23 protein-coding genes are annotated in these 23,601 nt (G+C 68.4%); 9 read left to right on the top strand and 14 right to left on the bottom strand.

What is annotated here, in order from left to right; translation table 11 throughout:
* Positions 1–34 precede the first annotated feature (34 nt).
* Positions 35–595 carry a hypothetical protein gene (locus Q4I23_RS15480; protein WP_498526783.1) on the top strand — a complete coding sequence of 187 codons (561 nt, stop codon included), beginning with the start codon at positions 35–37 and terminating at the stop codon, positions 593–595.
* 16 nt (positions 596–611) lie between these two features.
* Here Q4I23_RS15480 and Q4I23_RS15475 read toward each other — a convergent pair whose 3' ends face one another.
* The 3 genes from Q4I23_RS15475 to Q4I23_RS15465 form a co-directional block, all read right to left on the bottom strand.
* Positions 612–1,973: a PQQ-dependent sugar dehydrogenase gene (locus Q4I23_RS15475; RefSeq protein ID WP_498526782.1), complete on the bottom strand. Its 1,362-nt coding sequence runs from the start codon at positions 1,971–1,973 to the stop codon at positions 612–614.
* Positions 1,970–2,413, bottom strand: a complete 444-nt coding sequence (locus Q4I23_RS15470) for a DUF2231 domain-containing protein (protein ID WP_454020290.1) — start codon at positions 2,411–2,413, stop codon at positions 1,970–1,972. Before Q4I23_RS15470 ends, Q4I23_RS15475 begins: the two co-directional genes overlap by 4 nt.
* Positions 2,414–2,533: 120 nt before the next feature.
* A complete protein-coding gene (locus Q4I23_RS15465) occupies positions 2,534–3,223 on the bottom strand; it encodes a response regulator transcription factor (RefSeq protein WP_498526781.1) in 690 nt (229 codons plus the stop codon).
* 265 nt (positions 3,224–3,488) lie between these two features.
* Here Q4I23_RS15465 and ribA point away from each other — a divergent pair, with 265 nt between their 5' ends.
* The 3 genes from ribA (at position 3,489) to Q4I23_RS15450 (ending at position 6,399) form a co-directional block, all read left to right on the top strand.
* Positions 3,489–4,661, top strand: a complete 1,173-nt coding sequence (ribA, locus tag Q4I23_RS15460) for a GTP cyclohydrolase II (RefSeq protein ID WP_454020289.1) — start codon at positions 3,489–3,491, stop codon at positions 4,659–4,661.
* 179 nt (positions 4,662–4,840) lie between these two features.
* Positions 4,841–5,812, top strand: a complete 972-nt coding sequence (locus tag Q4I23_RS15455) for a hypothetical protein (RefSeq protein ID WP_498526780.1) — start codon at positions 4,841–4,843, stop codon at positions 5,810–5,812.
* Positions 5,813–5,877: 65 nt separating this feature from the next.
* Entirely contained in the window at positions 5,878–6,399 is a 522-nt protein-coding gene (locus Q4I23_RS15450; protein ID WP_237904546.1) for a L,D-transpeptidase family protein, read from the top strand.
* Between the two features lie 6 nt (positions 6,400–6,405).
* Here the strand turns inward: Q4I23_RS15450 and Q4I23_RS15445 are convergent, their stop codons facing one another.
* The gene (locus Q4I23_RS15445; RefSeq protein WP_498526779.1) at positions 6,406–7,113 is read right to left on the bottom strand and encodes a YggS family pyridoxal phosphate-dependent enzyme; all 708 of its coding nucleotides are present in this window, start codon (positions 7,111–7,113) and stop codon (positions 6,406–6,408) included.
* Positions 7,114–7,212: 99 nt separating this feature from the next.
* Here Q4I23_RS15445 and Q4I23_RS15440 point away from each other — a divergent pair, with 99 nt between their 5' ends.
* Positions 7,213–7,749, top strand: a complete 537-nt coding sequence (locus Q4I23_RS15440; RefSeq protein WP_454020285.1) for a hypothetical protein — start codon at positions 7,213–7,215, stop codon at positions 7,747–7,749.
* Between the two features lie 89 nt (positions 7,750–7,838).
* Here the strand turns inward: Q4I23_RS15440 and Q4I23_RS15435 are convergent, their stop codons facing one another.
* Together Q4I23_RS15435 and Q4I23_RS15430 are read right to left on the bottom strand one after the other, a co-directional pair.
* On the bottom strand, positions 7,839–8,996 hold the full coding sequence (locus Q4I23_RS15435) for a porin (protein WP_498526778.1): 1,158 nt from the start codon (positions 8,994–8,996) through the stop codon (positions 7,839–7,841).
* 405 nt (positions 8,997–9,401) lie between these two features.
* A complete protein-coding gene (locus Q4I23_RS15430) occupies positions 9,402–10,574 on the bottom strand; it encodes a porin (RefSeq protein WP_454020284.1) in 1,173 nt (390 codons plus the stop codon).
* A 343-nt stretch (positions 10,575–10,917) separates the two neighbouring features.
* Here Q4I23_RS15430 and Q4I23_RS15425 point away from each other — a divergent pair, with 343 nt between their 5' ends.
* The 4 genes from Q4I23_RS15425 (at position 10,918) to holA (ending at position 15,761) form a co-directional block, all read left to right on the top strand.
* A complete protein-coding gene (locus Q4I23_RS15425) occupies positions 10,918–11,457 on the top strand; it encodes a DUF3576 domain-containing protein (RefSeq protein WP_014238944.1) in 540 nt (179 codons plus the stop codon).
* A 111-nt stretch (positions 11,458–11,568) separates the two neighbouring features.
* Positions 11,569–14,139, top strand: coding sequence for a leucine--tRNA ligase (leuS, locus tag Q4I23_RS15420; RefSeq protein WP_498526777.1), 2,571 nt, complete (start codon positions 11,569–11,571; stop codon positions 14,137–14,139).
* A complete protein-coding gene (gene lptE / locus Q4I23_RS15415; protein ID WP_498526776.1) occupies positions 14,126–14,689 on the top strand; it encodes an LPS assembly lipoprotein LptE in 564 nt (187 codons plus the stop codon). Before leuS ends, lptE begins: the two co-directional genes overlap by 14 nt.
* A 49-nt stretch (positions 14,690–14,738) precedes the next feature.
* Entirely contained in the window at positions 14,739–15,761 is a 1,023-nt protein-coding gene (gene holA, locus Q4I23_RS15410) for a DNA polymerase III subunit delta (RefSeq protein ID WP_454020281.1), read from the top strand.
* 24 nt (positions 15,762–15,785) lie between these two features.
* On the opposite strand, the gene Q4I23_RS15405 is transcribed toward holA, so the two are convergent.
* The 8 genes from Q4I23_RS15405 to Q4I23_RS15370 form a co-directional block, all read right to left on the bottom strand.
* Complete coding sequence (locus tag Q4I23_RS15405) at positions 15,786–17,165, bottom strand: esterase-like activity of phytase family protein (RefSeq protein WP_498526775.1); 1,380 nt, start codon at positions 17,163–17,165, stop codon at positions 15,786–15,788.
* Between the two features lie 113 nt (positions 17,166–17,278).
* The gene (locus Q4I23_RS15400) at positions 17,279–18,190 is read right to left on the bottom strand and encodes a ParB/RepB/Spo0J family partition protein (protein ID WP_014238939.1); all 912 of its coding nucleotides are present in this window, start codon (positions 18,188–18,190) and stop codon (positions 17,279–17,281) included.
* Entirely contained in the window at positions 18,190–18,984 is a 795-nt protein-coding gene (locus Q4I23_RS15395) for a ParA family protein (RefSeq protein WP_094301379.1), read from the bottom strand. Before Q4I23_RS15395 ends, Q4I23_RS15400 begins: the two co-directional genes overlap by 1 nt.
* A gap of 49 nt (positions 18,985–19,033) precedes the next feature.
* Positions 19,034–19,648: a 16S rRNA (guanine(527)-N(7))-methyltransferase RsmG gene (gene rsmG / locus Q4I23_RS15390; protein WP_498526774.1), complete on the bottom strand. Its 615-nt coding sequence runs from the start codon at positions 19,646–19,648 to the stop codon at positions 19,034–19,036.
* The gene (gene mnmG, locus Q4I23_RS15385) at positions 19,648–21,516 is read right to left on the bottom strand and encodes a tRNA uridine-5-carboxymethylaminomethyl(34) synthesis enzyme MnmG (protein ID WP_498526773.1); all 1,869 of its coding nucleotides are present in this window, start codon (positions 21,514–21,516) and stop codon (positions 19,648–19,650) included. The genes rsmG and mnmG overlap by 1 nt, the downstream gene beginning before the upstream one ends.
* Before the next feature lie 109 nt (positions 21,517–21,625).
* A complete protein-coding gene (gene mnmE / locus Q4I23_RS15380) occupies positions 21,626–22,957 on the bottom strand; it encodes a tRNA uridine-5-carboxymethylaminomethyl(34) synthesis GTPase MnmE (RefSeq protein WP_498526784.1) in 1,332 nt (443 codons plus the stop codon).
* 34 nt (positions 22,958–22,991) lie between these two features.
* Positions 22,992–23,351, bottom strand: a complete 360-nt coding sequence (locus Q4I23_RS15375; protein WP_237904559.1) for a (2Fe-2S) ferredoxin domain-containing protein — start codon at positions 23,349–23,351, stop codon at positions 22,992–22,994.
* Positions 23,348–23,599, bottom strand: coding sequence for a DUF6489 family protein (locus tag Q4I23_RS15370; protein ID WP_014238933.1), 252 nt, complete (start codon positions 23,597–23,599; stop codon positions 23,348–23,350). The genes Q4I23_RS15375 and Q4I23_RS15370 overlap by 4 nt, the downstream gene beginning before the upstream one ends.
* Positions 23,600–23,601 lie beyond the last annotated feature (2 nt).

Raw genomic sequence — 23,601 nt, 5'->3', positions numbered from 1 at the left:
CTACACTCGCGTATAATCGTCGGCAGCGTCAGATGTGTATAAGAGACAGCCGCCCGATCGTCCGCCGCCGCCCGACCAGCTCGTCCAAGGCTTGCGCCGTCAGGTGCGCGACCTGGAACTGGAGATCGCCGGGCTGAAGCGGCAGCTTGAAAAGAGCAACGGCGACATGGAGCGCCAGAGGGAGGAGGCCGACCGCTGGCGCGGCCTCGCCCGCGAGACCGCGGAAAAGCTCTGGGACCTCGGCAAGGCGCTGGAGCGCAAGCACAGCCGCCACACCAGCCTGGACAAGCGCCGCGCCATCCTCGACTTGTTGCAGGACCCCAACAGCGCCCTGCTGGCCGATCATGAGATCGCGCGGCGGGTGGGCACCTCGCCCAAGCTGGTCGCCCATTGGCGGCGCCGGCTGGCCATCGTCGGGCGCAAGATCCGCCTGCTGCCCGTGGTGCCGCGCGGCCGCGGCCTGTGGGGCGGCGGGCGTCTGGCCGGGCCGGCCCGCGGCGGCGCGGCCCTGGAGAACAAGCGCCAGCGCTGGATGGGCTATCCGGTCGCCGTCACCATCTCGGACCGGTCAGGACCGCTCGGCAAGCGGCCCTGACGCGGCGTTCCCAGTTTCAATTGGACGATCCGTTCCCATCGGACGTCGCGCTGCCCATATCCGCCGGTGCCTGGGCACTGGGCGAGCGATCGGTCACCGCGACGCGCCAGACGGTGTTCGACAGGTCGTCGGCGACGATCAGCGCGCCCTTGGGGTCCACGGTGACGCCGACCGGCCGGCCGTAGGTGTGGCCGTCCTCGCCCATGAAGCCGGTCACCACCTCGACCGGATCGCCGGAGGGTGCGCCGTCGCGGAAGGGGACGAAGATCACCTTGTAGCCGCTGGGCACGCTGCGGTTCCAACTGCCATGTTCGCCGACGAACACGCCGTCGGCGAAGCGCTCGCCCATCACCGGCGAGGAGAAGGCCACGCCGAGGGCCGCGACGTGCGATCCCAGGCTGTAGTCCGGCTTGATCGCCGCGGCGACCATCTCGGGCTTCTGCGGCTGGGCGCGCGGGTCGACGTTCTGGCCCCAATAGCTGAAGGGCCAGCCGTAGAAGCCGCCTTCACGGACCGAGGTCAGGTAATCGGGGACGAGGTTGGGGCCAAGCTCGTCGCGCTCGTTGACCACCGCCCACAGTGTGCCCGTTCCCGGCTGGATGGCCAGCGCGGTGGGGTTGCGCAAGCCCGTGGCGTAGGGCCGGTGCGCGCCCGTCCGCGCGTCGATCTCCCAGACCATCGCGCGGTCGGCCTCGGCGGGCATCCCGCGTTCCGTGATGTTGCTGTTGGAGCCGATGCCGACATAGAGGAACCGCCCGTCCGGGCTGGCCGCTAGCGACTTGGTCCAGTGATGGTTGATGTAGGAGGGCAGGTCGGTGACCTTCTCCGGCGGCCCCTCGGCGCGGGTCTGGCCCTCGCGGTAGGGGAAGCGCACCAGCGCGTCCTGGTTCGCGACGTAGATCTGGCCGTTCACGAACGCCAGCCCGTAGGGCGCGTTCAGATGGTCGGCGAAGACCGTGCGCTCCTCGTATTGCCCATCGCCGTCGGCGTCGCGCAGCAGGGTGATGCGGTTGCCGCTGGGGACCGAGGTTGTGCCCTTGGCCTTGATGATGCCGGCGATGAAGTCCTTGGGCCGCAGCGGCGGGGCCGAGCCGCCCCGGCCTTCGGCGACCAGGATGTCGCCGTTGGGAAGGACGAGGGTCTGGCGCGGAATGCCGAGGTCGGTGGCGATCGCCGTGACGGTGAAGCCCTCCGGCACGGTCGGTTTCCGGTCCCCCCAGGAGGCGGGGTTGGCGATCTTCATGCTGGGCAGCAGACCGTGCTGCTGCTCCGGCAGCGGCGGGTTGGCGCCGTACACGGGCTGCGACGGGTTGTTGTCGTCGCAGGCGGTCAGCAGGGCGACGAGCGCGGCGGCGGCCAGCAGGCTGAAGCGTTTCATCGCGTCTCTCCCATCGGACGGCTCATGCCGAAGCTGGAGAAGCCGAACCAAGTCGCCAGGAGGGCGGTCACGGCGACGGCCGCCGACAGGATCAGGCCCTCCGGCATGATTCCCCAGGCGTCCCGCGCGTGCACGAAGGCGTTGACGAGGCCGAGCGCGACGGTGACGAGCAGCAGGACGAAGTAGACGAGCCCGCGGCCGCGGCGCCGGCCGGCGCGGAACAGGTCGATGAAGGCCCAGAGGAGCGAGAAACCGGCGAAGACCATGCCGCCGGCGATCAGCCAGGCGGCGAAGTTGCTCCACTGGATCTCGAAGCTCCTGGAATAGGCGATGTCGCAGAGCAGGCCCCCCAGGAACAGCGGAAGGGAGGCGGCAAGCAGCACCGCGTGCAAGGGATGGATGGCCCTTGCCGGTCTGCCGTGATCGACGATGGCTACCAAGACGTCATCTCCTTGCCCGACGGGGGTCCGTGCCGCGGCGGCCCGGAAATCAATCTTTTCAATGGGCAGGGATGAGGATGGTTCCGCGCCGCGGCAGGCCGGCGGTCGCCTGACCGGGGATCAGGGCACCAGACGGTAGCCGCCGGGCTCCGTCACCAGGATCTCGGCGTTGGACGGGTCACGCTCGATCTTCTGGCGCAGGCGGTAGACGTGGGTTTCCAGCGTGTGGGTGGTGACCCCGGCGTTGTAGCCCCACACCTCACCCAGCAGGGTCTCGCGCCCGATCACCGCGCCGTCGGCCCGGTACAGGTATTTCAGGATCGCCGTTTCCTTCTCGGTCAGGCGGATCTTGCGGGCGCCGCCATCGGCGAGGAGCAGCTTGCCCGCCGGGCGGAAGCTGTAGGGGCCGATGGCGAAGACGGCGTCCTCGCTCTGTTCGTGGACGCGGAGCTGGGCGCGCAGCCGGGCCAGCAGCACCCCCATGCGGAAGGGCTTGGTGACGTAGTCGCTGGCCCCGGAATCGAGCCCGAGGATGGTGTCGGCGTCGGAGGCCGCCGCGGTCAGCATGATGACCGGGCAGCGCACCCCCTCGCGCCGCAGCAGGCGGCACAGGTCGCGCCCGTCCATGTCCGGCAGCCCGACGTCGAGCAGGATGGCGGCGAAACCGCCCTCCCGCGCCACGGCCAGGGCCGAGGCGCCGTCTCCGGCCTCCACCGTCTCGAATTCCTCCAGAAGCTGGAGCTGCTCGGCGAGGGACTGCCGGAGGGCGGTGTCGTCGTCGATCAGAAGGATGCGTTTCGCAAGCGTCATTCGGGGGCGTTCACCGGTGGCTCCGGGCGCGGAACTTATCATGGCCCGCGCGGGATTGCCCTAGACTTATCGGAAAGGCCTGAGCATGGCACAACCCGGCTTTGCCCGCACCGGCGGCGGTTTCCAGCATCGTTGCGCCGTCGGCAACGGTGTGGCGCGCGGGATTTGCTGGACAGGGGTGCGCCACCTGCGCTTTGCTTCCCGCGCTCTCCGACCCATGTCGGGATCTTTCGCCCTTCGGGGCGCAGCACGCGAAGCCTCCGTTATGTACGCCGACGCCCCTTCCGACTCCGCCCCGCCCGAAGCCGTCCTGCCCATGGACGAAGCCGCCATGCGCGCGGTGGACCGGGCCACGGCCGCCCTGCGCCGGGGCGAGGCCGTCGCCATCGAGACCGCCGACGGCAGCGTCGGCGCCGCGGTGTCGGTGGAATCCGTGGCGATCGACGCCGTGCAGCGGCTGGTGCAGCTGACCGGCGCCGCGCCGGTCCTGGCGGTCACCCGCCGCCGCGCCACGGTGCTGAAGCTGATGGGTGAGGGGACGGGCGTCGTCGCCCTGTCGCTTCCCCGCTGCCTGACCGCGGACGAGGCCCACGCGCTGGCCGACCCCGAACACCGCCCGGACGGGGCGATGCCGGAGGGCCTGACCGCCACGGCCATGGACCCCGGGTCGCGGGAAACGGCGGCGGTGGACCTTGCCCGGCTGGCGCGTCTGCTGCCGGCAGCCATCGTCGCCCCCGCTACTGAACACACGGCCACCGGCCACACCGGCAGCGCCGGGGAATGGGCGGCGAAGCACGACCTGCTGCTGGTCCGCGCCCGCGACATCGCCGACTACCGTGTCCATGTGGTGCGCACGCTGCGCCGGGTGGCCGAGGCCCGCGTCCCGCTGTCCGGCGCCGAGAACACCAGCATCGCCGCCTTCCGCCCCATCGACGGCGGGCCGGAGCATCTGGCGATCATCGTCGGCAACCCGGTCGCGGGCGAGCCGGTGCTGGCCCGCCTGCATTCGGAATGCTTCACCGGCGACCTGCTGGGCAGCTTGCGCTGCGACTGCGGCCAGCAGCTGCGCGGCGCCATCGCCGAGATCGCCCGGCAGGGCAGCGGCGTCCTGCTCTATCTGGCGCAGGAGGGGCGGGGGATCGGCCTCGTCAACAAGCTGCGCGCCTACCGCATCCAGGACCGCGGCTTCGACACGGTGGACGCCAACGAGATTCTCGGCTTCGAGGCGGACGAGCGGGTCTATCTGCCGGCGGCGGAGATGCTGCGGCAGTTGGGCTTCACCGCCGTGCGGCTGATGACCAACAACCCGGAGAAGCTGCGCCAGCTCGCTCGCTGCGGGATCGAGGTGGTCGAGCGCGTTCCCCATATCTTCCCGTCCAACGGCCACAACGAAGGCTATCTGCGCACCAAGGCGGAGCGCAGCGGGCATATGTTCTGAGACCACATCTCCTGAGAATCGATTCTTCAGGGGGCAGGAAACGCCCCTTGCCCGGCAGCTCTTGCCGGGTCGCCGTCCGGACCCATGCCGAAAGCGCCCGAGACGACGGGATTCCAGCCCAGGGAACTGGCACACCGGTTGCTTAGGACAGGGCTGGACACCGCGACGGGAGACCGCCCATGGCCATCGACGCCACCACCATCGACGCAGCCGCCGCTTCGCGGCCGATGCAGCGCGAGCGGTCGCCGGGCCAAGCGACGCCCGCCCTGACGGTCATGGAGAGCCGGGACAGCCCCGACCGGTACGAGGCCGAGGCCGAGATGTCCTTCGGCGACTTCCTGGACATCATCAACCCGCTCCAGCACATCCCCATCGTCAACACCGTTTACCGGGAGATCACCGGCGACACCATCAGGCCGTCGTCCAAGGTCATCGGCGGCATTCTGTTCGGCGGCCCGCTGGGCGGCATGGCGTCCATCGCCAACGCGGTGGTGGAACAGGCCCAGGGCAAGGACATCGGCGGGCAGATCATGGCCTCGCTCGGCTTCGACGGGGACGCCGCTGCCGGCCATCCGCCCGCCGGCACCGCCGGAGCCACCGCGGTCGCCACCCTGCCGGACTCCGCCGCCGGCACCTCGGCACCGGCCATGGCCGCTGCGGCGCCGGCCGCCCAGCCGGCCCGCACCGTCACGGCGGAGCTGCCGGACGCCAAGCGGCCCGCAGCGCCGCCTCATGGGGTGGGGGCGGCGGAGGGCGGGTCCGGGCGCGATGGCCTGACGGACACGCCGCACCCCTCGCGGATGCCGGCGCGCGACACCCCGCTGGCGAACAGCTTGATGGCCAAATACGCCGCCAAGCCGCACCCCTCCACCATCGGCTTCGCCGCCACCGCGGCTCCCTCCGGCTTCCGCAAACCCGCGGAGGCGCCGGCGGCGGCCCAACCGGACGCCGTGGCCGGTACCGGGGCGGCGAATGTGCCAACGAACACGCCGGCGCAGGCGAACGCCGCCCCGGCGGCGGCCAACAGCAATGCCTTTGCACCCGTGACGCCGGACATGCTGTCTGAGACGATGATGCGCAATCTGGCCAAGTACGAGCAGGGCCGGCGGGCCGCGCAGACCCCGGCGCCCAGCTTGCGGGTGTCGGGCTGAGCGCAATGACCCCAGAAACGGACAGGGCGGAAACGGACAGGCCGGAAACGGGCGAGGGAAGGGCGATGGAGATCACGGTTCGTCTTGCGGACCCGCCGTCCGATGGCCGTCTTGACTGGCCCGGCGGCTCGTTCCGCTGCGTTCTCGGCCGCGGCGGCATCCGCTCCGACAAGCGGGAGGGCGACGGCGCCACCCCGGTCGGCCGCTTCGCGCTGCGCCGCGTGCTGTGGCGCGACGACCGTCTGGAGCGGCCCGAGACGGGCTTGCCGGCATCGCCCATTGCGCCAGACGACGGCTGGTGCGACGACCCTGCGGATCCCGCCTACAACCATCCGGTCAAGCGCCCCTACGCCGCCAGCCACGAGGAGCTGTGGCGCGACGACCATGTCTACGACGTCATCGTGGTGATGGGACACAACGACGATCCGGTGGTGCCGGGTCTGGGCAGCGCCGTGTTCATGCATGTGGCGCGGCCCGACCGGGCGCCGACGGCGGGCTGCGTCGCGCTGCCCCTGCCGGACCTGCTGCGGCTTCTCAAGGATTGCGCGCCGGGCACCGCACTGACCGTGGCGGACCCGGCGGAATAGGCGGCGCTATCCGGCGGCGGGGGTGGGGCGGGCGCCGAAGATCGCCGTGCCGACCCGCACATGGGTGGCGCCGAAGCGGATCGCCGTCTCGTAATCGCCGCTCATCCCCATGCTGACCTCGGGCAGGCCGGCGCGGCGCGCCATGTCGGCGAGCAGGGCGAAGTGCATCGCCGGCTCCTCGTCCACCGGCGGGATGCACATCAGGCCGGTCACCGGCAGGTTCCAGCTGTCGCGGCAGGCGGCCAGAAAGGCGTCCAGCTCCGCCGGGGGAATGCCCGCCTTCTGCGGCTCCTCGCCGGTGTTGACCTCGATCAGGCAGCGCGGGCGGCGCCCGCTGCGCGCCATCTCCTCGGCCAGGGCCTCGGCCAGCTTGGGCCGGTCCACTGTCTGGATCACGTCGAACAGGGCCACCGCGTCCTTGACCTTGTTGGTCTGGAGCGGGCCGATCAGGTGCAGTTCCAGGTCCGGAAAGCGCTCGCGCAGTGCGGGGAACTTCGCCTTGGCCTCCTGCACGCGGTTCTCGCCGAAAACGCGCTGGCCGGCGGCCAGGGCCTCCTCCACCGCCTCGACCGGGTGGGTCTTGGAAACGGCGACCAGCGTCACCGCGCCGGGAGCGCGCCCGCCGGCGGCGCAGCCGTCCTGGATGGAGCGGCGGACGGCCTCGAGCCGGGCTGTGACGGTGGCGTCTGGTGTGTCGGTGTGCGAAGCGGACATGCCGGTCCTCCCCCTTTTATGGCGCCTGCCTGTACAGGAACCGGAGGGCGTGGTAACGGACGGACCGACGAAACGCAAGCACCCCGAGGAGAACAAGGCATGCGTGGTTGGATGCGTCCCCTGATCCTGTCGGCGCTGATTCTGGGGGCCGCGCCGTTCACGGCCGGCAACGCCCTTGCCCAAGGCACCGGGAACCCAAACGCCGGAAGCCAGAATGGCGGCAAGCCCGCCGCCGGCAAGGAAGCTCCCAAGACGGCGGCGGGGTCGGCCATCGCCCAGGCGCCCTTCGCCGTGCGACCGTTCCCGCTGCAGGACGACGGCACCTACAAGGAATTCTTGGGCGCCGCCGCCGCCGACCTCAACCGGCGCTGCACCAAGCAGGAAAATTATGGTTGGGAGTTCAAGAAGGACGACGACGCCCGCCGTGACCAGATTCTCGAATCCACCCTCGGCGGCTTCCGCAAGGCTGGCTGGAAGCTGGGCGAAGTGAAGGTCCGTTCCATCCGCGATGCGGGAACCACCGCCTACACGGCGGAAAAGGCCAAGCAGCGCCTGCTGGCCGTCTGGACCCCGATGGAGGACGCGGCGATCCTGCTGCTCTGCGAGACCGAAGCGGCGCCAGCGACCAAGAAGTAAGGGTCACCGGAAAGCAAGGCCCGGCACCAAAGAAAACGGCGGCGGATGGGTATCCGCCGCCGTTTTTGTCAGAGCTGCCGCAAGGCCGATCAGAAGGCCAGGCGGGTGTCGATCATGATGATGTGCGCGCGGTCGTCCGGGTTGATGCCGCCGTTGTCGAGCGTCGTCATCTTCGAGTCGAGGTCGAGGTAGCTGTACTCCAGGCCCGTGGTCAGGCCGGGCGCGATGGTGTAGGTCACGCCGGCCTGATACAGCTCGGCCTTGACCGGGGCCACGAAGCCGGTGTTCGGGCTGGTGCCGTTCGAACGCGACTGCGAGTAGTTGGCGGCCAGGATGAACGGGCCGGTGGCGTACTGGGCGCCGACGATCCAGATGTCCTGCTTCTCCTTCACGGTCAGCGACTTGTCGTAGCCGCTGTCGCCGCTGTAGGCGTAGCTGCCGCCGATCTTGAAGTCGCCGTAGCCGACGTTCAGGCCGGCATGGACCGAGCTGAGCCTCTCGAAGCGGGTGGCGCCGACGCCAACGCCGTCATCGACCGCATCGCCGAACTGGTAGAAGGCGCTGGCCGCGACGCTGAAGCCGCCGAACTCGTTGGTGTAGGTGCCGCCGGCCTCGACGACGTCCTGGAAGCCGCCGTTGTCCTGACGACGGTTGATCGAGGTGTGCGAGTCGCCCGTGCGCGGGGTGTAGGAGACGCCGCCCTGGAAACCGGCGATGGTCGGGGTCAGGTAGATGACCTTGGTGCCGACGTCACCCGAGGCGAAGGCGCGGAAGTTGTTGGTGGTGGTCGGCAGCAGCGAGTAGGTCTGCGAACCGGTGAGGAACTCCACCGTGTTGTTGTCCGGACCGCCGGCGATGCCCTCGACGTTCGGGCCGATGATGCCGAACTCGTCGGACAGGCCGTTGATCGTGCCGGCCTGCAGGGTGCCGAAGCCGCTGTTCACGAAGATGAAGGCGCGGTCGGAGTCCATCGTGCGGACATTGCCGGCGCCGTTGGCGGCGCGCATGCGGACGCGGCCGCCATACTCCAGACCGTTGTCGGCCGTGGCGACCGGCGTGACGGTCACGCGGAAGCGGTTGGCGAACTCCGTCGAGCGGGTGCCTTCATCACGGTCCTGTTCGACATAGGCGCCCTGGAAGAAAGCGTCACCGCCGACCTTGACCTCGAACTTGGTCTGGGCGGAAGCCATGCCGCTGCAGGCGATGATCGCGATGGCTGCGCAGCCCGTAACAAGAGAACGCTTCATTGATGGTCCATCCTTCTAGCAGGCTCCCAAGAAGACTGGAGCCGTGCGGTTGTGCTTCCCATCAATTACTAAGCCACCCGTTCGCTCACCCGACAAGAGCGATTCGACAGGGGCAACGGTGCAACTGTAACACAGTTGCTATTCCGACACAGTTATAAGTGTTTGGAGTATAATGGTTTTTCCCGTATGCCGTAAATATAGCACATTGCTTGTCCAGATTTTGGGCGCGATGAACAAACTTTACGCACCAAAAAGCACCAGGGCGGACGGCGAACCGGCGGGCGAAAGCGCACGGAAAAGGCGTAGCGCGACAGGCAAGGGCAGCGTGACAGGCAAGGAAAATGGGCAAAGAAAAAGGGCGGTGGCCGAAGCCACCGCCCTTCTCCATCCACGGATGACCGCAGATTAGAACGCCAGGACCGTACGGAGCAGGACGACGTGACCGTCGTTGTCCAGGTCCGCAGCGGCCGTGCTCAGGTCGCTCTCGGCCTTGAAGTAGTCATACTGAGCCTGCAGGGTCAGGCCCGGAGCGACGGTGTAGCCGGCGCCCACTTCGATGACTTCCAGGGTGCGGTCGCCAGCGGTGTAGAGGCTGCCGGCGTCCTTGCCGCTCTTGTAGTTGGCGCCGACGACGATCGGGCCAGCGGTGTACTGAGCGCCGACAACCCAGAGGCGGCTCTTCTCGTTGTCCGAGGTCGCGGTCTGGATCTGGCCCGACTCACCGAAGTCGGTGTACGAACCGCCGAGCGAGAAGCCGGCGTAGCCAAGCTGGGCACCGACCTGCCAGGCGTTCAGGTCCTCGACGCTGGCGCCGACCGTGGTCGTGCCGGCAGCGGAACCCCAGTAGTAGCCAGCGCTGGCCTTCAGCGAAACGCCGCCGAAGGTGTTGCTGTAGTTGGCGCCGACTTCGACCAGATCCTCGAACGTGGTCGAGAAGCCGCGGCCGGTGGCGGTGACCGGGGTCAGGTCAGCGCGGTTGACCGAGGCGTGCGAGTCGTCGTTGCGCGGGGTGTAGCTGGCGCCCACCTGCAGGCCGGCGAAGCGCGGCGAGAAGTACACGATCTTGGTCGCGTTGTTCTCGACGACCAGCGACTGGCTCAGCATCGAGCCGTTCAGACCGGCGAGGCCGCCACCGATGTCGGAGGTCTGGCCGATCCAGGCGGCGACGCCGTCATAGATGCCGAGCTGCAGGTAATCCTGCGGAGCGGTGACGTAGGTGGCGTCGTTGAAGGAGTTGGTCACGCCCATCTGGACCTGACCGAACGCGCCCTGCGCGAAGATGTAGCCGCGGTCGGCGTCCATCGTGCGGGCGTTGTTGGCACCCGAGTTGGCGCGCATACGGATGCGGCCACCGTACTCCAGACCGTTGTCGGCCTTGGCGGTCGGGGTCACGATGACGCGGAAGCGGTTGCGGAAGTCAACCGAACGGGCGCCCTGGTCGCGGTCTTCGTTGACGTAGCCGCCTTCGAAGTAGGCGTCGCCGCCGACCTTGACTTCAAACTTGGCCTGAGCGTTGGCAGCGCCGGCACCCAGAGCCAGAGCGGCAGCGGCGCAGCCCGCGAGCAGATAACGGTTCATGATTGTTGCCTCCATCCTGGCAGCAGAATTTTCAGCCCGGTTAACGTCCTGGCTGGCTCTGTGGTACGCAGATGCGGGGACTCCAGCAAGCCGGAAATCGAAAAGTTGCAGCAATGAAGGAACAGTGTGTCCGACGGAACACACCTTCATTGTGCGCCGCCGTTGGAATTCCGCCGCCCGCGCCATCCCGTCCGCAGGGCTCCGGCATCGCCCCGGACACAGCAAAGGCACAGGCTGCGCCCCGCATCGGCTGTTGCCGCGGGCGGGCTTTTATGGTCTTTTCACCGGCATCCGCCGCGGTATCGTGCGCGGTACCCCGAATTTATTGATCCAGGTTCCGACCATGCGCCGTTCCCGTGTCCTTCGCCTTGCCCCCGTCGTGCTCGCGGCGTCGCTCGCCGTGGCCGGCTGCTCCAGCTGGGGCGGCCAGACGGAAACCGTCGATGAGCAGATCAAGAAGGAATACAAGTTCGGCAGCCTTCTCGGCACCGACGGCGGCTTCAGCCTGTTCGGCAAGAACAAGCGCAACGGTGCCGAGCAGGGCGATCCCAACGGCATCGGCGTCAACAGCTTCCTGTGGCGCGCCTCGCTGGACACGCTGTCCTTCATGCCGATCGTCTCCGCCGACCCGTTCGGCGGCGTCATCCTGACCGACTGGTACACCCCGCCGGACACCCCGAACGAGCGCTTCAAGGTCAACCTGTACATCATGGATCGCCAGCTCCGCGCCGACGGCGTGCGGGTGTCGGTGTTCAAGCAGCAGCGCGCCGGGTCGGACTGGCGCGACAGCGCGGTCGGGCCGGAGACGGCGACGACGCTGGAGGACGCGGTGCTGACCCGCGCCCGCCAGATCCGCGTCGCCCAGCAGGCCGCGGCACGCTGAACGGGGGCGCCGGGCGGGGTAGGGGGCAGGCATCGGTCCGCCGCCTGTTGCCCCGCCGTCGGCGCCTTATTTGTCTAGATCCACGAAACTCACGGAACGGCGTCTGCGGTCATGTCGCGTTACAATGTCAAGGAAACCGAAGCGAAGTGGCAGGGCGAGTGGGAGCGGCAGGGCTGCTTCACCGCGCGCGAGGACGCTTCCCGTGAGAAGTATTACGTGCTGGAGATGTTCCCCTACCCGTCGGGGCGCATCCATATGGGGCATGTCCGCAACTACACCATCGGCGATGTGATCGCGCGCTACAAGCGCGCCCGCGGCTTCAACGTGCTGCACCCGATGGGCTGGGACGCCTTCGGCCTGCCGGCGGAGAACGCCGCGCTGGAGAAGAAGACCCATCCGGCCAAATGGACGCGCGAGAACATCGCGGCCATGCGCGCCCAGCTGAAGACGATGGGCCTGTCCATCGACTGGGACCGCGAGCTCGCCACCTGCGACGTGGAGTATTACCGCCACGAGCAGAAGATGTTTCTGGATTTCCTCAAGGAAGGCCTGGCCTACCGCAAGGAGTCCTGGGTCAACTGGGACCCGGTCGACAACACGGTCCTCGCCAACGAGCAGGTGATCGACGGCCGCGGCTGGCGCACCGGGGCGCTGGTCGAGAAGCGCAAGCTGTCGCAGTGGTTCCTCAAGATCACCGCCTACGCCGACGAGCTGCTGAAGGGGCTGGACACGCTGGACCGCTGGCCGGAGCGCGTGCGCCTGATGCAGGAGAACTGGATCGGCAAGTCCACCGGCGTGCGCTTCCGCTTCGACCTCGTCGGGCGGACGGACAAGCTGGAGGTCTTCACGACCCGGCCCGACACGCTGTTCGGCGCCTCCTTCGCGGCGATCTCGGCCAACCATCCGCTGGCCGCCGAACTGGCCGCCGGCAACCCCGCGCTGGCCGAGTTCATCGCCGAGTGCAACCGTCTGGGCACCAGCGAGGAAGCGATCGAAACCGCCGAGAAGCGCGGCTTCGACACTGGGCTGCGGGTGGTGCATCCCTTCGACCCGTCCTGGGAACTGCCGGTCTACGTCGCCAACTTCGTGCTGATGGAATACGGCACGGGCGCCATCTTCGGCTGCCCGGCCCATGACCAGCGCGACCTGGACTTCGCCCGCAAGTACGGCCTGCCGGTCACGCCGGTGGTCGTTCCGGCGGACGCCGATCCCGCTGCCTTCACGGTCGGCGACGAGGCCTATACCGGTCCCGGCCTGCTGCGCAATTCGCGCTTCCTCGACGGGCTGGAGGTCGAGCCGGCCAAGCAGGAGGTCGGCAAGCGGCTGGAGGAGCAGGGGCAGGGCGAGCGCACCACCCAGTACCGCCTGCGCGACTGGGGCGTTTCCCGCCAGCGTTACTGGGGCTGCCCGATCCCGGTCATCCACTGCGAGAGCTGCGGCATCGTCCCGGTTCCGCAGCAGGATCTGCCGGTCGTTCTGCCGGACGACGTGACCTTCGACAAGCCCGGCAACCCGCTGGACCACCACCCGACGTGGAAGCACACGAGCTGCCCGAGCTGCGGCAAGCCGGCGGTGCGCGAGACGGACACCTTCGACACCTTCATCGAGTCGAGCTGGTATTTCGCCCGCTTCTGCTCGCCCAAAGCCGAGGACGTCGCCTTCACGCGCGAGGCGGTGGACTACTGGCTGTCCGTGGACCAGTACATCGGCGGCATCGAGCATGCCGTGCTGCACCTGCTCTATTCCCGCTTCTGGACGCGGGCGATGAAGCAGTGCGGCTACCTGAACGTGGAGGAGCCCTTCGCCGGCCTCTTCACCCAGGGCATGGTCAACCATGAGACCTACAAGGACACCGGCACCGGCGCCTGGCTGGCCCCGACCGACATCCGCAGGAACGATCTCGGCGACTACATCCGCAACGACAACGACGGCCCGGTGACGGTCGGCCGCGTCGAGAAGATGTCGAAGTCCAAGAAGAACGTGGTGGATCCGGCGCACATCATCGGCACCTACGGCGCCGACGCCGCCCGCCTGTTCATGCTGTCCGACAGCCCGCCGGAACGCGACCTGGAATGGACCGAAGCCGGCATCGACGGCGCTTGGCGCTACATCAACCGCCTGTGGCGGATGGTGACGGAATCACCGGTCGCTCTGCCGCCCGCCGGGACGCCGAAGCCGGACGCCTTCAGTGCCAAGGCCGAGGCCACCCGCCGTCTGGTCCACAAGGCCATCGCCGGCATCTCGGAAGACCTGGAGAAGTTCCGCTTCAACAAGGCGGTGGCCCGCGTGCGCGAGCTGTCCAACGCCCTGGCCGAGCTGGACGGCGCGGGCGAAGGCGAAGCCTGGGTCCTGCGCGAAGGCTTCGAGGCCACCGTCCGCCTGATCGCCCCGATGATGCCCCATCTCGCCGAGGAGCTGTGGGCGCAGCTCGGCCATGCCACGCTGCTGGTCAACCAGCCCTGGCCGCAGGCCGACGCCGCCCTAGTGGTCGAGGACTCGGTTACCATGGCGGTGCAGGTCAACGGCAAGCTGCGCGCGACGCTGGAGCTGCCGCGCGACATGGCGAAGGATGCCGCGGAGCAGGCCGCCCTGGCCGATCCAAACGTCCAGCGCGCCCTGGAGGGCAAGCCGGTGCGCAAGGTCATCGTCGTCCCGAACCGGGTGATCAATGTCGTCGTCTGACCTTCATAACGACAATAGCCACAACGGCAAAGCCGGCGTCCGGCGGCGGGGGCTTCTGGCTCTCGCCCTGCTCGCGCCGGCGGTGCTTGCCACGGCGGCCTGCGGTTTCCAGCCCATGTATGGAAACCTCGGGGCGAACAGCATCGGCACCGCCGAGCTCCAGCAGGTCGAGATCGGCGGCATCAAGGACCGTTATGGCCAGAAGCTGCGCAATCTCCTGATCGACCGCTTCTACGCCGATGGCCGCCCCGCCGCCCCGCGCTACCGGTTGGAGACCGTGCTGACCGCGTCGGAGCAGAAGCTGTCCCTTCAGAAGGACGCGACCGCCACCCGCGCCCAGCTCGTCGTGAACGCCCCTTACCAGCTCATCGACGCGGCAACGGGCGCGATCCTGTTCCAGGCCAACGCGCGCTCCTACATCAGCTACAACGTGCTGGAGCAGCAGTACGGCGCCCTGGTCACGGTCGAGAACGCCTACGACCGCGCGATTCTGGAAATCTCCAACGAGATCACCACCCGCGTGGCCGCCCAGCTCGGCCGCAAGCTCTGATCCACACTGGACAACCGGAGGCCGGTCCTCCGCCACCGACGGTGTCTTCGTGAAGCTGCAAGCCCGGGCGATCGACGGCTTCCTGCGCAGCCCCGATCCCAAGATCCGCGCGGTCCTGCTCTACGGCCCGGACACCGGTCTGGTGCGCGACCGCGCCATGGGGCTGGGCCGCACCGTGGTCGCCGACCTGTCAGACCCTTTCCGGGTCACCGAGATGCTGGGCCGCGCCGTCGCCGACGACCCCGCGCGTCTGGCCGACGAGGCCGCCGCCCTGTCCTTCACCGGAGGCCGCCGCCTGATCCGCGTGCGCGAGGCGGAGGACAACGTCGCCGCCGCCTTCACTGCCTTCCTGGCTGCACTTCCGCCCGGCGACAGCCTCGTCATCGTCGAAGCCGGCGATCTCGGCAACCGGTCGAAGCTGCGCACCCTGTTCGAAGGGGCCGACGGCGCCGTCGCCATTCCCTGCTATGTGGAGGAGGAGGCGGCGCTCGGCCGGGTCATCGCCGACATCCTGCACGGCCATGGCCTGACCGCCGACCCCGACGCCCTGACCTTCCTTGCCGGTAACCTGGTCGGCGACCGCATGGTGGCGCGCGGCGAGATGGAGAAGCTGGCGCTCTACATGGGCACGGAGACGCGTGTCCGACTGGAGGATGCCCAGGCCTGCGTCGGTGACAGCGCGGCCCTGTCGCTCGACGAGCCGATCTGGGCGGCGGCGGAGGGCGACTTCGCGACGCTCGACCGCTCGCTGGCCCGGCTGTTCGCCGAGGGCATGTCCCCGGTGCCGATCCTGCGCGCCGCCCAGCGTCATTTCCAGCGGCTGCAGCTGGTCGCCGGGCAGGTGGCGGCGGGCAAGTCGGCGGACGCCGCGGTGGAAGCGCTGCGCCCGCCGGTGTTCTTCAAGATGAAGCCGCGGCTGACCGGTCAAGCCCGCCGCTGGCCGGCGCCGCTGGTCCGTCAGGCGCTGGAGCGGCTGGTCGAGGCCGAGGCGGATTGCAAGCGCACCAACATGCCTGACCAGACGCTCTGCGCCCGCGTCCTCTTCCAGCTCGCCTCGCTGGCGCGGCGCTGACGCTCTTCCTTATTTTGCGGCCCCTTATTTGGCAGCCAGGAACTGCGGCACGCGCAGCAGGATCAGCTCGTTGTGGTCCTGCTTGCCCAGCGCACGGCCCGACGAGTAGGGGAGGTTGTTGTCGTTGCCGACGACGATGTGCTCGGCGTCCACCACATCGACATTCTCGATGGTCACGAAGGGGAAGGTGAACGTGCCCTTGTCGCCGCCGAGCCGGGCGACGCCCTTCGGATCGTCGATGTCCATCAGGTCGACATAGCCCACCTTCTTCACGAAGCCCTCCGCGTCGGCTTGGGCGAAGTCGATTTTGTAGACACGCTTGAACTTCGCCGGGACGTTGAAGCAATCCGGGGTGGGTTGGCCGGTGCAGCCCTGGGCCGGGTTGCCCTCGCCGTTGTCGCGCTCAATGATCAAGCCGGTGGTGGCGTCGATCATGTTGAAGTCGCCGATGTTGTTGCCGTTGGCCTCCAGAAGGTATTTGAAGCTGCGGCCCGTGAAGTCGCCCTTGGCGACGTCGAACTCGGCGATGCGCAGATACTCCCGCCCGTCCTTGGTCTCCCAGGCACCACCCGTCCCAAGCTGGGCGTTGAACAACGGCCCTTCGAACAGCGGGTAGAGGAACCGGCCGTCCTTCGACGCGGCCATCCCTTCGAAGCCACGCGAGCGCCGCACCTCGAAGCCGACGGCGCCCGGCACAGCCGGGGTGGACACCGCGTAATGGTCGGGGGAGCGCACGGGCTTGCCGTCCACCGTGCTCTCATGCAGGGACAGCAGCGTGCCGGTCCGGTCGGTCACCAGGATGTAGGGGCCGAACTCGTCGCCGAAATACATCCGGTCGCCGATGATCTGCACGCTCTCGACGTCGAAGTCGGCACCCGTCAGGTAGCGTTCCTTGGTCGCCTCGGTAACGATGGGGAAGGGCACCTTGCGGTCGGGATCGCGCAGGAACAGCGTCTCGGCCACCGCCGCCGCGCCGGTCTTCCAATCGATGGTCAGCCTGTGCACCGTCAGCATGGCGTCGGCGGAGTTGCCCTTGCTGCCGAAGCCGTTGTCGGTCAGCACCAGGAAGCTGCCGCCGCCCAGCGCCTTGATCCCGGAGAAGCCCTGGACCGGCTGGCCCTCGAAGGGCAGTGCCATGCCGGTGCCGCGCGCCGCGCCGGGTGCCGACAGGAAGGATGTGCCGTCGATGCTGCGGGGCTGGTCGACGCGCTTGCGGTCGGCAGCGGTGAACTTGCCGGAGGTGCGGAAGAGGTCCGGCGCGTCGGCGGGCGGCGTCACAAAGGTCGCCGCGTCGATGACGCCGTGCCCGGCCAATTCCGCCGGGAATTTCTGGTCCGCAAGAGCCGGCCCCGCAATCAGTGCCGCGGTAAGGCCGGCAAGGCACAGGCCGTGGATAGGCTTCATGATTTCCCCCTCTGTGTCGGCTCCGGCCACGTCGCTGCGGCCGGACGACCCTGTTTAGGGGGAGATCATGTTAGTGCCGTTTCACTAAAGTGACAGTTTGGTTCCGCGACTTCCTACTCACCACCAAGCCGGCGCAGCACGTCGTCGAGCTGGTCCAGCGTCTGGTAATGAATGGTGATGGAGCCGCCCTTGCCCTGGGGCGTGATGGCGACCTTCAGCCCGATGCGGGCCGAGATCTCCTCCTCCAGATTCACCAGATCGACGTCCTTGAGCGTCGGGTCGGTGGCGGCACCGCCACGTCCGCCAGCCTTCTTGGTCTTGACCGGCGCACTGCCGCGCATCAGGTCTTCGGTCTGGCGGACGTTCAGCCCACGCTTGACCACCTCGCGCGCCACCGACACCGGATCGGAGGAGGTGAGCAGGGCGCGGGCGTGACCGGCGCTGAGTGCCCCCTCCTGCACCATGCCCTTGACCGGATCGGGCAGGGCGAGCAGGCGCATCATGTTGGCGACGTGGCTGCGGCTCTTGCCGACCGAGCGCGCCAGATCCTCCTGCGTGTGTTCGAACTCCTCCATCAGGCGCTTATAACCCTCGGCCTCTTCGAGCGGCGTCAGGTCCTGGCGCTGGATGTTCTCGATCAGCGCGATTTCCAGCGCTTCACGATCCGACAGCTCGCGGATGACGACCGGCACTTCGTGCAGGCCGGCGATCTGCGCGGCCCGCCAGCGGCGTTCGCCGGCGATCAGCTCATAGGAGTTGGTCGTCTCCGGATCTCGGCGGACGAGCAGGGGCTGGAGGATGCCCTTGTCGCGGATCGACTCGACCAGCCCCTGCAGCGCCTCGTCGTCGAAGGTGCGGCGCGGCTGGTACTTGCCGGGATGGATGAACTCGATGGGCACCTGCTTGGACTGGCGCACCTTGTCGAGCGCGGAATAGTCCTCCGCCGCCTCGCCGAACAGGGCGGACAGGCCCCGACCTAGGCTGGCGCGGCGGGCACCGCCGTCCGAACGTTTGGTATCCTCCATCACGCGCTCAGCCTCTTCTCACGGCGCAGCACCTCGCCGGCCAAATGAATGTATGCCTGCGACCCAGGGCAGCGCATGTCGTAGATCAGCACCGGCTTGCCGTGCGACGGCGCCTCCGAGACCTTCACGTTCCGCGGGATGACGGTGTCGTAGACCTTCTCCCCGAAGAAGCCGCGGACGTCGGCGGCCACCATGTCGGACAGGTTGTTGCGCTTGTCGAACATGGTCAGCACGACGCCATGGATATCGAGGTCTGGGTTGAAGGCGCGCTTCACCCGCTCGATGGTGCGGACGAGGTGGCTGAGCCCCTCCAGCGCGTAGAACTCGCACTGCAGCGGCACCATCACGGCGTGGGAAGCGACCAGCGCGTTCAGCGTCAGCAGGCCGAGCGCCGGTGGGCAGTCGATCAGCACGTAGTCGTATTCCAACGCGCTCTTGTCCACCGCCTCGCGGAGCCGGAACTCGCGCCGCTCGGAGGTGACCAGCTCGACCTCGGCGCCGGACAGATCGACGGAGGAGGTGATGATCGACAGGTTCGGCACCGTCGACACCGTCGCGGCGTCCTCCAGCGGCATGCCGTCGAACAGCACGTCGTAGATGCCGACACGCCGGTCGGCGCGCGGGATGCCGAGGCCGGTGGAGGCGTTGCCCTGGGGATCGAGATCGATCACCAGAACACGCTTGCCGATGGCGGCCAGGGCGGTTGCCAGATTGATGGTGGTCGTGGTCTTGCCCACGCCGCCTTTCTGGTTGGCAATCGATATGACGCGAGCAGAGGGAAGGGCGGAGGGCATGTCAGCCTCGCGGGAAGCGTCGGAGCGGGAATGCATCAGGGTCGCGGTCTTAGACACGGGCGATACCACTCACACGCAGGATGGTTCCGGTGGGGTCGGTGCGGCTGTCGAAGCGCTCGGTCCGCATCTTCCAATATTTGGTGGTATCGGTCAATTCGTCCGCCACATTTTGCCCCTTGGGAAACAGTGCCGCACCCCGGTCCTGGAGGAAGGGATAGGCCCAGGTCAGCAGGTCGTTCAGCGGCGCCAGGGCACGGGCCGTCACCACGTCGGCGGCAATCGGCGGCACCGCCTCGATCCGCTTGTTGTGGACGGTGACCGACGCTCCGGCGACGCGGGCCGCCTCGCGCAGGAAGGCGCATTTGCGGGAGTCGCTCTCCACCAGATGAACCTCCGGCACACCCATGATCGCGAGGATCAAGCCGGGGAAGCCGGCGCCGCTGCCCAGATCGACCAGCACCCGAGCGCCTTCGGGCAGCAGCGGGTAGAGCTGCGCAGAGTCGAGGAAATGACGGCGCCAGGCGTCGGGCAGGGTGGAGGGACCGACGAGGTTGATCTTCGGCTGCCACTTGCGCAGCGTCGCCTCATAGGCGGCGAGGCGGTCCAGCGTTTCACGTGAAACACCGGTCTCATCCTGGAAGGCCGCAGCATCGAACAGGCTCATCAGACTGCCACCTTCACGTCGCGCCGTTTCACGTGGCGGAGCAGGGATACCAGCGCCGCCGGGGTCATACCGGGAATGCGGGCCGCTGCCCCCAAAGTCGCAGGGCGGGCCTGCCGGAGCTTCTGCCGGATCTCCGCCGACAGGCTGCCGATGGTGTCGGGATCGAGATCGTCGGGCAGCTCCAGCGCCTCATCCTTGCGGAAGGCACGGATGTCAGCCTCCTGCCGGTCGAGATAGCCGGCGTATTTCCCGTCGATCTCCAACTGCTCGGCAACGTCGGCAGGGATCGCCGATAGCTCCGGCCACAGCCGGGCGAGAGTGGAGAGGTCGAGGTCGGGATAGCGCAGCAGGTCGGCGGCGGTCCGCCGCACACCGTCCTGATTGACCGCGATGCCCTGCCGTTGCAGCTCCGCCGGGGTGGCCTGAAGGGCGCGCACCAGCGTGCGACCGGTGGACAGCGCCTCGGCCTTCGCCGTGAAAGCGTCGCGCCGCGCCGACCCGACGCAGCCGATGGCCAGCCCCTTCGGTGTCAGTCGTTGGTCGGCGTTGTCGGCGCGCAGGATCAGCCGGTACTCGGCGCGCGAGGTGAACATCCGGTAGGGCTCGTTGGTGCCCCGGGTGATCAGATCGTCGACCAGAACCCCGATGTAAGCGTCGGCGCGGTCGAGCACGAAGCCCTCCGCCGAACCGCCGGCCAAAAGGGCGGCGTTGATGCCGGCCATCAGGCCTTGCGCCGCCGCTTCCTCGTAGCCGGTGGTGCCGTTGATCTGGCCGGCGAAGAACAGACCGGGAGTCCGGCGGGTCTCCAATGTCGGCTTCAGTTCCCGCGGGTCTACGAAGTCGTATTCGATGGCGTAGCCGGGACGGATCATCACCGCCCGCTCAAGCCCCGGCATCGTCTTCAGAAAGCCGAGCTGGACATCGCGGGGCAGGGAGGTCGAGATGCCGTTCGGATAGACCGTGTCATCGTCCAGCCCCTCCGGCTCCAGGAATATCTGGTGGCGCTCCTTGTCGGCGAAACGCACCACCTTGTCCTCGATGGACGGGCAGTAGCGCGGGCCGGTGCTCTGGATTTGGCCGGAGTACATCGGCGCGCGGTGGAGGTTGCCGCGAATCAGCGCGTGCATCTCCGGCGTCGTCCAAGTGATCGCGCAGTCGATCTGCGGCGTGTCGATGCGGTCGGTCAGATAGGAGAAGGGCGGGGGCGGCGTGTCGCCCGGCTGCTTCTCCAGAGCGTTCCAATCGATGGTCTTGCCGTCGAGCCGCGGCGGGGTGCCGGTCTTCAAACGGCCAAGCGGAAAACCCAGACGCGCCAGCGTGTCCGACAGACCAATGGACGGCGCCTCGCCGACGCGGCCCGCCGGGGTGGTTTCCTCGCCGATGTGGATCAGCCCGCGCAGGAATGTTCCGGTGGTCAGCACCACGCTTCCCGCCGCGAGGGTCTCGCCGGAACCGGTCACCACACCCGTGACGCGGCCGTCCTCGCCGATGGTCAGGTCCTCGGCGCCACCGGCCTCGATGGACAGGTTCGGCTGTTCCGCGAGGATCGCCTGCACCGCCTGCCGGTACAGCTTGCGGTCGGCCTGGGCGCGTGGGCCGCGGACGGCGGGACCCTTGCTGCGGTTCAGGATGCGGAACTGGATGCCGCCGCGGTCGATGGCGCGGGCCATGACGCCGTCGAGCGCATCGATCTCGCGCACCAGATGCCCTTTCGCCAACCCGCCGATGGCCGGGTTGCAGGACATCTCGCCGATGGTGTCCAGCTTGTGGGTGAGCAGCAGGGTGCGCGCACCCATGCGCGCCGCGGCGGCGGCAGCCTCGCAACCGGCGTGGCCTCCGCCGACAACAATGACGTCGAACGTTCGCATGGCCGGACCATAGCCGAGTCAGCGCCGGACGCCAAGCGCCGCGACGCCGCGCGGCCCGTGTTTCACGTGAAACAGAGCGGCACGGCGCGTTTGTCACGACATCCATAGTTCACTTGCCGATGCAGAAATCCCGGAAGATCACATCCAGCAGGTCTTCGACATCGACCCGCCCGGTGATGCGACCAAGGGCGCGGCTCGCCAGACGCACATCCTCGGCCATCAGCTCCGGCAATAGAGCGGTCAAGGCGCGGCGAAGGGCATCCCGACACTCCTCCAGGGCGGAGCGGTGGCGGGCACGGGTCAGGGCGGGGGCACCGCTGCCCGCCAGCCGATCGGCGGTAAACGCCGTCAAACGCCGCTCCAGCTCCGGCAGGCCGGCGCCGGTCCGGGCCGAGACCGCGACCGCTTCCCAGCCGCCGACCACCGGCACCGCGGCATCGACGACGTCCGTCTTGTTCAGGACGACCACCGTGTCCTTGTCGAGCAGGGCGACGGTCGCCGGGTCGAGTGTGGGTAGGGCGGTGGCATCGAACACGGCGACCTTCACGTCGGCCTGGGCGGCGCGGTCGAGTGCGCGGCGGATGCCTTCTTCTTCCACCTCGTCGGCGGCCGCCTCCCGCAGGCCCGCCGTGTCGGCCAGCACCACCGGGTAGCCGCCAAGGTCGAGATGGACTTCGATCACGTCGCGGGTGGTGCCGGCGCGGGCCGAGACGATGGCGGCCTCGCGGCGGGCGAGAGCGTTCAGCAGGCTCGACTTCCCAGCGTTCGGTGCGCCGACGATGGCGATGTGCAGCCCCTCGCGCAGCCGTTCCCCACGGCCACGGTCATCGAGGTGGGCGTCGATCTCGCCGGCGAGAGTGCTCAGTATGGGACGCGCGGCGTCCGAGACGCCGGAAGGCAAATCCTCATCAGGGAAGTCAATGTCGGCCTCGATGTGGGCGAGCGACCGGGTCAGCCGATCGCGCCAGCCGTCGTAGAGTTTGCCGAGCGCTCCCTCCATCTGGCGCAGGGCCTGACGGCGCTGGACAGAGGTCTCGGCGTCCACGAGGTCGGCGACCGCCTCGGCCTCGGTCAGGTCGAGCTTGCCGTTCTCGAAGGCGCGGCGGGTGAACTCACCGGGTTCGGCGACGCGTAGGCCGGGCAGGGCGGACAGCGCCTCCACCACGCCGGCCACCACGGCGCGCCCGCCATGCAGGTGCAACTCGACCACGTCCTCACCGGTGAAGCTGCGGGGGGCGGTGAAGCGCAGGACCAGGGCGTCGTCCAGCGCCTCGCCGGTTTTGGGATCGCGCAACCGGACGAGCGTGGCCATGCGGGGTCCGGGAAGCGGCTTGCCGGTCAGGGCGGCGAGCGCGTCGCCGGAAGCCGGACCCGAAACGCGAACCACCGCCACACCGGCGCGGCCGGGGGCGGTGGCGAGGGCGAAGATGGTCGGGATCATCGTGCCGAGTATCATCGTGCCGGTTCCGGAACGATCAGCCGACCTGTTCCGGCAGCAGTTCTTTTTGTTCCGGCTTCAGCATGAGCCGTTCCACGCGGTCACCACCAACCAAGTGCGTCTCCAGGATCGCGTCCACGTCGGCGAAGGAGCGGTAGGTGTACCAGACGCCCTCCGGATAGATGACCAGCACCGGACCCAGCTCGCAACGGTCCAGGCAACCGGCGGCGTTGATCCGCACACGGCCGTCCAGACCCAGCTCGCGGGCGCGGGCCTTCATGTAGTCGCGGAGTTTTTCGGAACCCCGGGCGGCACAGGAACCGCGCTTGTGTCCGTCGGGGCGGCGGTTGGTGCAGGAGAAAACATGGGCTTCGAAGTAGGGCTTCGGATCGGTCACTTGCGTCCATCCTGTCCCATGGCGGCGGCCATCTGGGACCAAAACATTTTCTGAAGCTGCTCCATGCCCTGAATCCCCGCCGGCAGCCACGTCTTCATCATCGTCTCGGGGTCCATGGCGAGCAGGGAGGCCTGCATCCGGTCCTGGATCTCCTGCATCATGGCGTCCTGCATGGGCTTCACGTCGGGAAGGCCCAGGAAGTGGCGCGCCTCCTCGGGAGTGCAGTCGATGTCGATGGTGATTTTCATGG

The organism is Azospirillum sp. UFLA03-27 (genome assembly GCF_059803775.1).
This window is presented reverse-complemented; position numbering and strand designations above follow the sequence as displayed.